At 64.1% G+C, this 14,719-nt stretch carries 7 protein-coding genes; 3 read left to right on the top strand and 4 right to left on the bottom strand.

The genetic code is table 11. The annotated features are described in order from the left end of the window. Positions 1–4: 4 nt before the first annotated feature. Complete coding sequence (locus GBK02_RS04235) at positions 5–2,197, bottom strand: patatin-like phospholipase family protein (RefSeq protein WP_203468508.1); 2,193 nt, start codon at positions 2,195–2,197, stop codon at positions 5–7. Positions 2,198–2,263: 66 nt separating this feature from the next. Continuing rightward, positions 2,264–2,917, bottom strand: a complete 654-nt coding sequence (locus GBK02_RS04230) for an OmpA family protein (protein ID WP_203469296.1) — start codon at positions 2,915–2,917, stop codon at positions 2,264–2,266. A gap of 175 nt (positions 2,918–3,092) precedes the next feature. Between GBK02_RS04230 and GBK02_RS04225 the strand changes: the two genes are divergently transcribed. The 3 genes from GBK02_RS04225 to GBK02_RS04215 are packed head-to-tail and all read left to right on the top strand — an operon-like array spanning position 3,093 to position 10,531. Then, complete coding sequence (locus tag GBK02_RS04225) at positions 3,093–5,156, top strand: site-specific recombinase (protein WP_203468507.1); 2,064 nt, start codon at positions 3,093–3,095, stop codon at positions 5,154–5,156. Then, on the top strand, positions 5,131–6,858 hold the full coding sequence (locus GBK02_RS04220) for an autotransporter assembly complex family protein (RefSeq protein WP_239003165.1): 1,728 nt from the start codon (positions 5,131–5,133) through the stop codon (positions 6,856–6,858). Before GBK02_RS04225 ends, GBK02_RS04220 begins: the two co-directional genes overlap by 26 nt. A gap of 1 nt (position 6,859) precedes the next feature. Next, positions 6,860–10,531 (top strand): translocation/assembly module TamB domain-containing protein, encoded by a 3,672-nt coding sequence (locus GBK02_RS04215; protein ID WP_203468506.1) that lies wholly within the window; start codon positions 6,860–6,862, stop codon positions 10,529–10,531. On the opposite strand, the gene GBK02_RS04210 is transcribed toward GBK02_RS04215, so the two are convergent. Both GBK02_RS04210 and GBK02_RS04205 read right to left on the bottom strand, forming a co-directional pair. Next, positions 10,511–13,570, bottom strand: a complete 3,060-nt coding sequence (locus GBK02_RS04210; protein WP_203468505.1) for an efflux RND transporter permease subunit — start codon at positions 13,568–13,570, stop codon at positions 10,511–10,513. The two genes, GBK02_RS04215 and GBK02_RS04210, sit on opposite strands and share 21 nt — an antisense overlap. Further along, a complete protein-coding gene (locus tag GBK02_RS04205) occupies positions 13,567–14,703 on the bottom strand; it encodes an efflux RND transporter periplasmic adaptor subunit (RefSeq protein ID WP_203468504.1) in 1,137 nt (378 codons plus the stop codon). Before GBK02_RS04205 ends, GBK02_RS04210 begins: the two co-directional genes overlap by 4 nt. Positions 14,704–14,719: the final 16 nt, after the last annotated feature.

Here is a 14,719-nt window from a genome sequence, read left to right as displayed (position 1 = left end):
CGTTTCAGGGGGTTCCGATAAACAGGAACATGTTGGAAACGCCCTGCGTCGAGACGCCCAGCCCGAGGTAAGTCGGGCCGATGGGCGTTTCGCCGCCGAAGTAGAAGGCCAGGGAGTTGAGCACCCGGCTGCTGTTCGTTTCGGTGTAGCGACGGCTGACTTCGGCAAATTCCAGCGCCATGCCCATCCGCATGTCGCCGCGCAGCCCGAGCGGCAAACGCCCGACGATGCGCTCGGCGCGCAGGCCGGCGTAGCGGATGTCGTCGGCCAGCACCTGATTGTTGGCATAGGCCGACAAATTCAGGAAACCGCCCAGCGTGCCGGAATCGTAGTGCGGCAGCCGCCCGGCCGGCGAGCCGGTGTAGCGCAGGCGACCGTTGAATACCGTGCGGCCGAATGCGTAAGCGCCTTGCAACGACACGTCGGTCCGGTCGTAGCCCTGCTCCGGCGAGTGGAAATAACTCATCTGCGATGCCCAGCCCCGGGTCGGGAAATACATCCGGTCGAACTGATCGAAATCGACCATCGCTTTCCAGCCGCCGAAGCGCTGGTTGGCCGCCGGCAGCCATGGCGCGCCGATTTCGACACTGTCGCTGCGCTGCCGCTCGATCCAGCCAAGCTTGAGCTGGCCGAGCAAGCCGACCTGCGCCCCGGCCCACAGCCCAAAGAAGGTTTCGTTGTTGCGATACTGGGCGATCCGTTTGTCGTCCTGATAGATATTCATCCGCTCGGAGGTATAGCCGAGCGCCGTTTCGACAAAAAAGCGCTGGCGGGCATCGAGCGGCTGGTAGTAGTTGACGCCGATCCGGCTGGCCGTGCCGATTTCCCCGGTCAACAGCAATTCCGCGCCCAAATCGTTGAGCAGGGTCTTGTGGTAAGCGCCGCGCAAGGCGAAGTTCGACCCCTGGCTGGTATCGGCATTCAGATTCATCGCAAAGCGGAGGTAATCCGGCCCCCAGTTCTTTTCGACCGGCATGACGCGCAAAAGCGTCTTGTCGCGCTGGTTGAGCACGGTGTAATCGACATGCTCGTAATAGCCGTCGCCGTACATGCGCAGAATGTCGCGATTCAACTCGGTCCGTTTGATCGGCTCGCCGGAGATCATGTGCAAGTGGCGTTCGACGGCGGCCGGATTGACGTTTTTCAGGCCGACCACTTCAATCGAGTCGATCACCGGTGACGGCTGGTCGGCCATGGCGATCGTCGCCCACCAGCGGGCATAAGCCTCTTCCGGCACCGACAGTGCCGCGAGGCGCTGGCTCAGGGCCTCGGCAGCACGACGCCCCTGTTCGGCGGTCTCGGCATTGCGCTCGAAATCGCCGGCGGTGATACCGTCGAGCTCGGGCTTGATATACACGTCGGCCGGCTTCAAGGTGGCCAGCGAGCGCGTCACATTCTGCTCGGTGAGGATATTCACCATCTGGGCTGAAACGGTCAGCAAGGAGCCGACGCTGTCGGCCTTGAGCAAGGGCGAGCCGACATTGACGACAATCACCACATCGGCCTGGCACAGATTGCGCACTTCGCCGATCGGAACGTTGTCGACCAGGCCGCCATCGACCAGTTTGCGGCCCTGGTGCTCGATCGGCGCCATCAGGCCGGGCACCGACATGCTGGCACGCATCGCCTTGGTCAGGCTGCCATCGCGAAAGACAACGCGTTCGCCGCTGCCGATATCGGTGGCGATGATCGCCAGCGGCAGCGGTAACTGCTCGATGATCCGCTCGCCCTGATTGGCACGCACCAGCTCATTGAAAAAGAGTTTGATTTTCTGCCCGGCCACCACGCCCGGCTGATAGCGCACGCCATCGGCCACCACCCCGGTTTCCGAACCCGGCTGGAAACGGCGCGAAATGACCTTATTGCGATAACTCATCTCCGAGTATTCGGGGTTATCGAGGAACATGTCGCTCCAGTCGGCCGCCGCCATCTGCTGGCGCATGCTGCCCGGCGACACCCCGGCCGCATAAGCGCCGGCAACCAACGCCCCCATGCTCGTCCCGGCGATGCAATCGACCGGCACGCGCATTTTCTCCAGCACTTCAAGCACGCCGATATGCGCCGCACCGCGCGCCCCGCCACCGCCAAGCACCAGGCCGATTTTCGGACGAACCGGCGGCTCTGCGGCCTGCAGCAGACAAGGGACAAGCAATGCAGCGAGCACCAGACGACGGCACCCAACGGAAAAACTCAGCATGACGTGAAATCCTGTGTCACAAAAAAAGCCCCGCTGGGCGGGGCTTTTTGTTGAAGCTTCGGCAGATTACTTGGTGCCGATCACTTCGATATCAACGCGACGATCCGGCTGCAGGCAGTCGATCAGCGCCTTGGACTTGCCGTTACCCTTGCACTTGTCGCCGGTAACCGGTTGCTTCTCGCCCTTGCCTTCGGTGTAAACACGGTTGGCTTCGATACCCTTGGAAACCAGGTATTCCTTGACGGCAGCTGCGCGCTTTTCCGACAGCTTCTGGTTGTAGGCATCGCCACCGATACGGTCGGTGTGGCCAACGGCCAGGATCACTTCCAGCTTGATGGCCTTGGCCTTGGAAACCAGCTCGTCGAGCTTGGCTTTACCAGCCGGGCGCAGAACAGCCTTGTTGAAGTCGAACAGGGCGTCGGCAGCGACGGTGATCTTTTCACCGGACGGCTTCGGACCGGCAACGGCAGCACCGCCGGCAGCGCCCTTGGCAGCAGCTTCACAGGCTTCCTTCGGCAGCAGGTCCTTGTCGCATTCGCAACCGGCAGCGTCCTTGGCGGCAGCAGCCGGGGTCCAGTAACCGGTGCGCCAGCACAGGCCGAAACCGGACTTGGCGACGACGTCGCGCTGGTCGATCACGTAAACGCGTTCTTGAGCAGTAGCAGCGAAACCGATACCGGCCAGCAAGGCCAGAACCAGTGTTTTCTTGGCGATATTCATCATGAGGGGGTCCCTGTCAAAAAATTTAGACGGCGTATTGTATGTTAATCCGATTGATTCTATTACGAATCGTATGACGACGATTACATAACAACCCTACAAAATGGCCTGATTTTGACCATCCGTCAGTTAACATGGCTATTCACCGTCAGGACAGAATCCTTCAGGCGCAGCCATGCAACAGATCAAACCGTTTATCAACTGGCTACTCGGCAAGCCACAGCTGGCCAGCGATCCGCTGGGCGATGCGCTGGCTGCCTTTCGCGATCCTCTGGCCGACTCGCTTGAACTGAGCCGCCGCCTGGTCGTCTGTTTGCGCCCGAAAAACCGGCGTGACGACAGTTTTCTCGAACGCTACGACAGCATGCTGACCCGCCTGGAAAACGACCCCGGTCTGCAAGCGGCTTTCCGCAGCCACATCATTCACTTCATCGCCACCCGCCGGCTGGTCACGTTTTTTACCGACAGCGGGATTCTGCCGGGCACCGGTTTTTTCTCGGAGTGGTGGCGCATCCTGTGGAACCGCATCCTGCCGGAGGCGCCGGATGAACGGCGGCTGAAAGATTGCCTGCACGTCGTTTATGACCGGCCCGACGACTGGCGCTGGCTGGAACGCGTACCGCACGAATACACCCAACGTTTCTGGGCTATTGCCGCCCCCACCGAGGCACTGCATAACCTTGACTGGCGCGACATCCAGGAACAGATGCTCGATGCCGTGATGCTGCTCGCCCACCGTGTCAGCGGCCTCGGCGCAGAATCCGAACTGATGCGTGCATCGCCCGACTTCGATGACGATTCACCCCGTTTCATCGCCCTTTCGGCCGAGGCGCTCGAATTTGTCCGCGAAATGCGCAGCGCACTGGCCGACCCGGCAGCACCGCCGGCCGACGGCAGCCAGTTGCTGGTGATTGCCGATCAGTGCCGCGACACCCTGCAGCGCATTCGCAAGCGGGCGCTGACCATCGGTACCAGCCTGCATCTCAGCTACCTGCTGGCCCGCAGCGAACAAAGCCTGGCACGGATTGAAGACCTGATCGCCATTTTGACCGCCAGCCAGGCGTCGACCGCGCGAGAAGGGGCGGTCGACGCCTGGGGCGATTTTGCCCGCGCCGCCTTCCTGGCCGAAAACCGGCGCAACAGCCTGCGTTTCTACATGACCCAGCTATCGCGCCTGCTGGCCGTGCGCGTCACCGAAAATGCCGCCCGTTCCGGCGAGCACTATATTTGCGAAAGCAAAAGCGATTACCGCCACATGTGGCATTCGGCCGCCGGTGCCGGCCTGCTGATCGGCGGCATGGCGCTGCTCAAGATTTTTGCCGCCGGCCTGCACGCACCGCTGTTTGTCGAAGCCTTCCTGTTCAGCATGATCTACGGCCTCGGCTTCGTGCTGATCTACCTGCTCGGCATGACCGTAGCCACCAAGCAACCGGCCATGACCGCCCAGACGCTGGCCAGTGCGCTGGGCGACATCAAGCCGACGCGCCAGGCCGATCTCGAGCGCATGGTCGATCTTGTTGCCGCCGTATTCCGCAGCCAGCTCGCCGCCATTGCCGGTAATGTGATGATTGCCCTGCCGGTGGCCATCGGCCTGGCTTACGGTCTCGGTCATTTGCTCGGCGAACCGGTCATCGCACTGGGTAAAGGCGCCCACCTGCTGGCCGATCTGGACATTCTCAGCTGGGCGCTGCCGCACGCAGCGATTGCCGGTTTCTATCTATTTCTCTCCGGCCTGCTGACCGGTTATTTCGACAACCATGCCGCCTACAGCGACATCGGCATCCGCATTGCCCGGCTGCGCTGGCTGCGCCGGTTGCTGGGCAAAAACCGCGCCGAACGTTTTGGCAGCTATATCCAGGAACGCCTGGGCGGGATCATGGGCAATTTCCTGTTCGGCTGCATGCTCGGCTCGACCGGCGTCATCGGCACCATTCTCGGCTTGCCGCTCGACATCCGGCACATCGCCTTTTCTTCGGCCAATCTCGGCTACGCCCTGGTCGGCTTTCAGTTCGAACTGCCGGTCAAAGCCATTCTTTGGGCGGCACTGGGGATTGCTGCGATCGGCTTTACCAATCTGGCGGTCAGCTTCGCCCTCGCCCTGCGCACCGCGCTGGGCGCCCGGCGCATCCAGTTCGAACATTGGGGGCCGTTGCTCCGGGCCATTGGCCGACGCTTCCGGCAAGCCCCGAAAAGTTTCCTGATGCCGCCGCAAGATGCGCCGGAAGGCCAACACGGCTAGGCGCAAGGTGTTGCATCTGCGCCGGCTTCCGTTCGCCCTGCTGCCACTCGTCCTGCTGCTCCCGATTCTGGGCGCACAGGCGGTCACGCTCGAAGTTCAGGCGCCCGATGAGATCGGCGAACTGCTCGAACCCTATCTGCCGCACGACGAACAAGCCAGCCCGACGCGCATCCATCAGCTGAGCGGCGAAATCCTGGCGACCGAAGGCTATTTTTCACCGCAGATCGACGTCGAGCCACGCGACGATGTTTTGTATCTGCGGATCGATCCCGGCCAGCGCACGCGGGTCGACCGTGTCGATGTCGCGGTCGACGGCCCGCTCGACCCAAAAACCAGGGAAAGCCTGATCGCCGCCTGGGGCTTGCCATCCGGCCAACCGTTTCGTCAGAACGACTGGAACGATGCCAAGCAGCATCTGCTCGCCGCCCTGCTGGCCGAAAATCATGCCGCCGCGCGCCTGGTCGACAGCCAGGCCGAGATCGATCCGGAAACGCATCGCGCCGACCTCAAAGCGCATTACGATGCGGGCCCGCGCTACCGTTTCGACGAATTGCGCATCGAAGGATTGCAGCGTTACTCGCCGGAACTGATCGCCCGCTACAACCGCGAGGTCACCCCCGGCACGCCCTATAGCGAAGCTCGACTGGGCAGCTTGCAAAACACCCTGCAGGCGACGCCTTATTTCAGTTCGATCCAGATCGATATCGAGCGTGACACCGCACCCGATGCCGATGGCGAAGTCAGTGCACCAGTCATCCTGCGCGTCCGCGAACGGCCGGCTCACCGGCTGGCCTTCGGGGTCGGCGCCAGTTCGAATACCGGCGCCCGGGTCGAAGCCAACTATCACACGCCGGATCTCTTCCGGCAGGCTTGGGAATTCGATACCGGCTTGCGGCTCGAACAGAAAAAACAGACGGCTTATAGCGACATTTTCTTTCCGCCCGACAGCAAAGCCCGCCGCCACAGCGTCGGCCTGATGGCGGAAGGCACCGACATCCAGGGCTTGCGCACCGAACGCTACGGTTTCGGCGTGCAACGCGTCGAGCAACGCGGCAGCATCGAACAACGCCTCTCGCTCAACTGGCAGGAAGAGCGTCGCCAGCCCGACGGCGCACTCGAGACGCGGAGCCAGGCGCTGGTTCCGAATGTGATGTGGACCTGGCGTCAGGTCGACAACCTGCTCGACCCGCATCGCGGCATCGTCCTGCAGATGCAGGTCGGCGGCGCCAGCAAGGCGGTGCTGGCCGACCGCGACTTTGTCCGGCTGCATTCGCGCGTCCAGTATTTTGTCCCGCTCGGCAAGGTCGATACGCTGACGCTGCGCGGCGAGGTCGGCTACACCCTGGCCGATTCGCGCCAGGGCATTCCGCAGGATTACCTGTTCCGCACCGGCGGCACCGGCTCGGTGCGCGGTTACGCCTACCAAAGCCTGGGCGTCCGCGAAGGCTCGGCGGTGGTCGGCGGGCGCTATCTCGGCGTGCTCAGCGCCGAGGCGACCCACTGGCTCAACGAAAGCTGGGGCATCGCCGCCTTTGTCGATGCCGGCGATGCGGTCGACGCCTTGCAGAAAGCCAAAATGGCGCTCGGTTACGGGCTGGGCGCGCGCTGGCGCAGCCCGGCCGGACCCATCGGCGTCGATCTGGCTTATGGCCAACGCACGGCCGACATCCAGCTGCATTTCGCACTGGCCATTCCTTTCTGACATGCGCCGCCGGCTGATCCTCCTGATACTGCTGCTCGCGCCGGGGCTGGCCCTGTGGTGGCTGATCAACAGCCAGAGCGGCCTGCAGGCCGGCAGTGCGCTGCTGGTTCAGGCCAGCGGCGGCCATCTCGTGCTGAACGGTCTGCACGGCCGACTGAGCGGTCCGCTGCAAATCGACGAACTGCGCTGGCAGAATCCCGACCTGCAGATCGAGGCAAAGGGCCTGCACGTCGACTGGTCGCCGCGACAATTGCTCGAACGCCGCTTGCAGGTCGACGAACTGAGCATCGACCACCTGACGATCGACAGCGCCGCAAGCGATACACCGGCCCAACAACCGGCCAACCTCGGTCTGCCTGTTGCGGTCGACTTCGAACGGATCGCCATTTCCACCTTGCGCTACGGCACGCTGCCGGCCGTGCGGCAGATCGATGCCCGGCTGCACAGCGACGGCACCGAGCACCGGCTTGAGACTTTCAGCGCCCGCAGCGGCGACACCCGGCTCGACGCCCGGCTGACGCTGGCCGGCAACGCCCCTTTTGCCCTGTCCGGCGAGGCCGTTCTCAGCGGCCAGCTTGACGCACACCCGCTGCAACTCAGGCTGAGCGTCGCCGGCGAACTGGCCGCGATCAACCTCGACGCCCGTGCCGAGGCTGGGCTGCAGGGCAAGGCAGCAGCCACGATCACGCCATTCGCACCGGCCCTGTTGCAACAGGCCAGCCTGGCACTCGACGAACTCGACCCCGCCGCCTGGCTGGCCGGCGCCCCCTCGGCTCGCCTTGCCCTGCGCGGCGAACTGGTGCCGGAAGCCGGCGACGCCCAACGCTTGAGCGGCCATTTCCGCATCGACAATGCGCGCCCCGGGCCGCTCGACCGGCAGCAACTCCCGCTGGAAAACCTGGGCAGTCGCTTTGCCTGGCAAGCCGGGGTACTGAGTTTCAGCCAAATCGAAGCCCGCCTGCCCGGTCGGGCAACGCTGGCCGGCAAAGCCCGACTGGCCTCCGGAATCCTCGACCTCGATCTGCAGGCACACCAGGTCGATGCGGCAAGAATTTTCTCGATGCTGCGGTCTACCCGGCTTGCCGGGCCGATTTCGGCGCGCCTGGCCCCAACGCAACAAGACCTCAAGCTCGACTTGCGCGACCCGCTGTTCCAGATCAACGCCGAAGCCCGCCATGCCGACCGCCGGCTGGTCGTGCAGCAGTTGTCATTGCAGCACGGCACGGCCCGCCTGAATGCCGAAGGCTGGCTCGACCTCGGACCGGCCATGAGCTTCAACGGACACGGTGAATTGCACGGCTTTGACCCGAGCCGCTTTGCCCGGCTGCCGGAAGCGCAGATCAATGCCCGCTTCTCGGCCGAGGGGCGACTTGAGCCGCAAACCACGATCAACGCCCGTTTCGACCTCGACAATAGCCGTCTTGCCGGCCAGCCCTTGAGCGGCAAAGGCAGTCTGAACATCGCCTGGCCACGCATCCCGAATCTTGATCTGCAACTGGCCGCCGGCCCCAACCGACTGACCGGCAGCGGCGCTTTCGGCCGCCCCGGCGACCATCTCCAGATCAGGCTCGACGCCCCCAAACTCGATCCCTACGGCATTGAAGGCAGCCTCAACGGACAGTTCAACCTGAGCAGCGAACGCGACCAGAACCTGCTTTCGGCAACGCTGGAGACGCCCGGCCTTGCCCGTCGCGGCCTCGGACGGCTCAAGGGACTGAACCTTGCCGCCACACTGGGCAGCGCCCCGAGTGCGCCGCTTCGCGTGACGATGGCGCTCGCCGCACTGGATAGCGCCGAGCAGCGCGACATCGTCCGCAATATCAAGCTGCAGCTGGATGGCAGCCAGCAAGCACACCGCCTGACGGCCAGCGCCCAGGGTTTCGGGCGCGACGAAATCAAACTGGCGCTGAATGGCGCACTGGGCGGCAACAAGGCACAGCCGGACTGGCGCGGGCAACTGACTGAATTGACGCTGAACAGTGAAGAAAAGCAGCGCAACTTCCACCTGACTCAGCCGGCACCGCTGACCGCCAGCCAGGGAGCATGGCAGCTGGGTCCACTGCAACTGGCCGGCGACGGCGGTGGCCAGCAGCGCTGGCAGCTCAGCCTGCAAGCCGGTGCCGACCGCCAGCATCTGAAGGCAAGCGTGCACGGCCAGGGCGACCGCCTCGGACAACTCGACGGCCAGCTCGATGCGACGATGCGCAGTGCCTGGCAGCTCGATCCGGATGCCCGCTGGCTGGGCGAACTACAAACCGACAGCAAGGACCTCGGCTGGCTGGGTGAATGGCTGGGCGAACGGATTCACAGCGCCGGGCGGCTCAAAGGTCGCCTCAAGCTGGCCGGCAGCCCGGCGCAGCCACTCGTTTCCGGTCAGTTCAAGGGCGATTCGCTGAGTCTCAAAGTGGCCGATCAGGGGCTGGCGTTGGCCAATGGCGAACTCGACGTGAGCATGACCGACAATCTGCTGCGCGTCACCCGCCTGAGCTTCGACAGCGTGCTGCAAACCCTGCCGCGTGCGCTGCAGCGGAGTGATGACGCCGCGCTGCAACAACTTGTCCGGCGCCCCGGCCGGCTCGAAATTAGTGGCGAAATGCGTGTCGACCGCAGCACGGCAGCAGACAAGGCATTCCTCGATGTCCATCTCGACCGCTTCGGCCTCTACCAGCTGCCCGACCAGTGGGTGGCCATTTCAGGCAACGGCCGGCTGGCGCTGCAAGACGCGGCACTCTCGGTACGCGGCAAGCTGGCCGTCGATGCCGGTTACTGGCAGCTGGCCCAGATGGGCACGCCGCGCCTGTCCGACGACGTGGTGATCAAGTCGAAATATGCCGACCCGGCAGCCAGCAAACCACGGCCGCGACTCGACCTCGATCTCAGTACCGATTTCGGCCAGCACTTCCTGTTCCGCGGTGCCGGCCTGTCCACCCGCCTGAGCGGCGATCTCCGCCTGCGCGCCGAGGGGCGCGACCTGCCGCGGGCGAGCGGCAATATCCGGATGCGGGACGGACGTTTCGACGCCTATGGCCAGCAACTCAGCATCGAGCGCGGCGTACTCAGTTTTCAGGGACTGCTCGACAATCCGACGCTCGATGTTCGTGCCGTACGAACCGGACTCGCCGTCGAGCCCGGCGTCCAGATCAGCGGCAGCGCCCGTAAACCGGTCATTCGGCTGATTTCCGACCCGGAACTGCCGGAAGCCGAAAAACTGGCCTGGCTGGTTCTCGGTCACGGCCCGGAGCAGGTCGGGGCCGGCGACGCCAGCGTCTTGCTATCGGCCGCCAGCGGGTTGCTCGGCAACGATTCGGGCGGTGTCATCCAGCAACTCAAGAGCAGTTTCGGGATCGACGAATTCGGCGTGCGCAGCGGACAAGTCGGCGATGCCGGCGGGCGCCAGCGGACCAGCCGCGTCGCCGCCGGCAGCGCGGAGACGGCCAGCACGACGGGCAACCAGATTCTCAGCGTCGGCAAGCGCCTGTCGTCAAATGCCGTGCTGAGTTACGAGCAGGCGCTCGGCAAGGCCGAGAGCGTCGTCAAGCTGACGGTCAACCTGAACCGCCAGATTTCGGTCATCGGCCGGGCCGGCAGCGACAATGCGCTCGACTTGTTCTACACCCTGACCTTCGGGCGCCAGCCCCCCGTTTCCCGTACTTCAGGCAGGGCGACGGAATAAGCGCCCGAGTGCGCCGATCAGGTCATCGACGTAGGTAAAGACGACCGGCACGACCAGCAGGCTGAGGAAGGTCGAGGTAATCAGGCCGCCGATCACGACAATCGCCATCGGCGCGCGGAAGCTCGGATCGGTGCCGATACCCAGCGCAATCGGCATCATCCCGGCGCCCATCGCCACCGTCGTCATGACAATCGGCCGGGCGCGCTTGCGACAGGCGTCGAGCAGCGCGCTCCAGCGGTCAAGGCCGTGATCGCGGCGGGCCAAAATGACGTAGTCGATGAGCAGGATGGAGTTTTTCGTGGCGATACCCATCAGCATGATCAGGCCGATCATCGATGGCATCGACAGCGCCGTATGGGTCACGAACAGCGCCAGGAAAGCACCGGGCACGGAAAGCACCAGCGCGGCCAGAATGGTCACCGGCTGGACGAAGTCCTTGAACAGCAGGACCAGCACGACGTAGATGCACAGCACGCCGGTCAGCATGGCCAGCCCGAAGCTCTGGAACAGTTCGCCCATCGCCTCGGCATCGCCGACCGTGGTCTGGAGCACGCCAGGCGGCAGTTCGCGCAGGCTGGGCAAGGCCAGCGCCTGTTTCTCGATTTCACCAAGCGGCTGGCCGTTCAACTCGATTTCAAAGTTGATGTTGCGCAAACGGTCGTAGCGATCGATCTCGGCCGGGCCGCCGGCAATGCTCAGCGAAGCGACGTTGGCGATCATCACCGGGCCGTGCTTGCCTGGCACGGTCAACCGCTCCAACAGGCTCAAATCCTGACGCGCATCGGGCGGCAATTTGACGATGATCGGAATCTGGCGCTGGGCCAGATTGAGCTTGGCCAGCCCCTGATCGTAATCGCCGGCCGTGGCAATGCGCAGCACTTCGGCAATCGCCGCCGAGGTCACGCCGAGATCGGCGGCACGGGCAAAATCGGGACGCACGACGAGTTCCGGACGGACCAGGCTGGCGGTTGAAGTAATCGCCCCGACACCGGGAATGCCACGCAACTCGCGCTCGACCAGACGGGCATGCTCGGCCAGCAACGGCCCGTTTTCACTGGCCAGCACCAGCACGTATTTTTCATTTGAGCCGCCCAGCCCGACCTTGACCTGCACGCCGGGCAAATCGGCCAGACCCTCGCGCAGATCGCGCTCGACCGACTGCTTGGTCACGCCACCACGCTGCTGGCGCGGCGTCAGATTGATCGTCAGCGTCGCCTTGCGCACCTCTGCTGCACCGCGCGGGGCGAAAGGATCGCTGCCGGCCGCGCCGCCGCCGATCGCCGTATACACCAGTTTCACGTGCGGATTTTTCTCGACGATCAGACGCGCCTTTTCAGCCATCGCGCGGCTTTCCTCGAAGGTACTGCCCGGCGCCAGCGAGAGGTAAACCTGGGTCTGCGAGAGATCGTCGGGCGGCAGGAAACCGGTCGGCAAATAGGGCACCAGCGCAAACGAACCGAAGAAAAAGACAGTCGTGGCGAGCAGCGTCACGATCCGGTGTTTCAGGCACCACGCGGCCCAGCCGGCGTAGACGGTCATCCAGCGCGGCTCGTGTTCGTCCTGGCTCGGCGGCTTGAGGATGTAGGCGGCCATCATCGGCGTCAGCATGCGGGCGACGACCAACGAGAAGAAAACAGCGATTGCCGCGGTCCACCCGAACTGGACGAAGAATTTGCCCGGCACGCCACTCATGAAGGCGGTCGGCAGGAACACGGCGATCAGCGTGAAGGTCGTCGCGATCACCGCCAGCCCGATTTCGTCGGCAGCCTCCATCGCCGCCTGGAAGGGCGTCTTGCCCATGCGCAGATGGCGCATGATGTTTTCGATTTCGACGATGGCATCGTCCACCAGGATGCCGACGACCAGCGACATCGACAGCAGGGTCACGACATTGAGCGAGAAGCCCATCAGGTACATCACGCCGAAGGCCGGGATGATCGACAGCGGCAGCGCCGTCGCCGAGACCAGCGTGGCCCGCCAGTCGCGCAGGAAAAGCAGCACGACGATGACGGCGAGCACCGCGCCCTCGATCAGCAAGGACATCGAGCCGGTGAAATTCTCCTCGACCGGATCGACGAAATTGAAAGCCTCGGTGATCGTGATGTCGGGGTAGTCGGCTTTCAAACGGTCGAGCATCAGCCGCACGTTGCTGGCCAGTTCGACCTCGCCGGCCCCCCGGCTGCGCACGATCTCGAAGCCGACCACCGGCTGGCCGTTGAGCAAGGCCGCCGAGCGCTGCTCGCCGACCGTGTCGCGGATACTCGCCACCTGATCGAGACGGACCTGCCGGCCATCCGACAAGGTGATATCCATCGTCGCCAACTCTGCAGCCGACTGCACCGTGGCGATGGTACGCACCGACTGCTCGATGCCGCCGACGTCGGAACGCCCGCCCGAAGCTTCCTGCTGGATGCGCCGCAACTGCCGCGAAATATCGGCGGCGGTCGCTTTCAGGGCGAGCAGCTTGGCCGGATCGAGTTCGACATGCACCTCGCGCGTCACGCCGCCGACGCGCGATACGGCGCCGACACCACGCACGCTGAGAATGGCCTTGGTCACGGTGTTATCGACGAACCACGACAGCGCTTCGTCATCCATCCGGCTGGAGGCCACGGTGTAGGTCAGGATGGGCGCACCGGCAAGATTCATCTTGCTGATCACCGGATCTTTCAGATCGCCCGGCAGATCGGAGCGGATGCGCGAAACCGCGTCGCGCACGTCGTCGACCGCTTCCTGCGTCCCTTTTTCCAGACGGAATTCGACCGTCACGATGGCCGTGCCATCCTGCACCTTGGTGTAGATATGCTTGATGCCCTGCAGCGTGGCCACCGAGTTCTCGATCTTGCGCGCCACCTCGGTTTCCATCTGGGCCGGCGCTGCACCGGGCAGGCTGGCGGTGACGGTCACGGTCGGCAGGTCGATATCCATGAACTGCTGGATCTTCATCGCCCGGAACGCCATGCTGCCGAACAGCGTCAGCATGATGAACAGCAGGATGGCCGGAATCGGGTTCCGGATGGACCAGGAGGAAACGTTCATTGCGCTTTGCCGTCGGCAGTGCTGATCTTGACCGTGTCTCCATCGGCCAGGAAGCCGGCGCCGCGCTCGACCACACGGGCCGAGGCATCCAGCCCCGAAACGATTTCAACCCGTTCACCCTGACGCCTGCCGGTCAGCACCTTGGTCTGGGCAACGCGGTTTTCGCCATCGAAACGGAAAACATAGGCAAAACCTTCGCGCAGGACCAAGGCGGTTTGCGGCAGGGTCAACGCCGGGCTGGCCGCCAGCGCAAACTCGCCGCGCGCGAACATGCCGGCCCGTACCGCCGGGCTGGCTGGCAGATCGACATAGACCAGGCCGTTGCGCGTTTGCGCATCGACGCTCGGCGCCACCGTCCGGACCTGACCCTGGACAGTTTCACCGGCCGGATTGCTCAGACGGGCCGGCACGCCCGGCTGAATCCGGGCCAGATCAGCTGCCGGCACTTCGGCTCGCCATTCCAGACGCCCGCCACGAATCAGGCGAAACAACTCCTGGCCGCTTTGCGTCAATGAACCAACCACCGCGCCGCTGGCCGAAATCACACCGTCATCCGGCGCCAGCACCGCCGTTTTGCCCATTTTCAATTCAGCCGCCTGCAAACGGGCGCGAGCGGCCGCAAGACGGGCCTGCGCCGTGTGGTCCGCGGTCTGATACTGGGTGTGCAACTGGGTGCTGTAAAACCCCTTGGTTTTCAACTCCGTCGCACGCTCGCTGTTACTTTTCGCCTCGGCGGCACTGGCCTCGATTTCGGCGACCGCAGCACGAACCTCGGCCAGCTCGCTGGCGACGGTATCGCTGGCAATGCGCGCCAGGACTTGGCCCTTCCTGACCCGGTCGCCAACCTGGACCTTGACCTCGGCAATGCGGTAATTGCTGATTTCCGGGCCAATCACGGCTTCCTGCCAGGCCACCACGTTGCCATTGGCCGGAATCAACTGGGCCCAATCCTGCTGCTGGGGAGCAACCAGGCTGACGGTCAAGGCCGGCTTGGCCGTTTTCGCCGGCAACGCGGCCGGCGGCGCAGGCTGACCGCCGGAGAAAACAACAAAGCCGGCCCCGGCCAGCAAAGCCACCCCAGCCACCCAACGGAATTTGCGCCCGGAAAGGGCTGCCGGTAAATTGATTTTCATGCCAAAACCTGTGTCG

This window comes from Dechloromonas sp. TW-R-39-2 (genome assembly GCF_016864195.1).
Classification (GTDB): domain Bacteria; phylum Pseudomonadota; class Gammaproteobacteria; order Burkholderiales; family Rhodocyclaceae; genus Azonexus.
The sequence above is the reverse complement of the archived record's forward strand: the minus strand, read 5'-3'. Positions and strand labels throughout refer to the sequence as shown.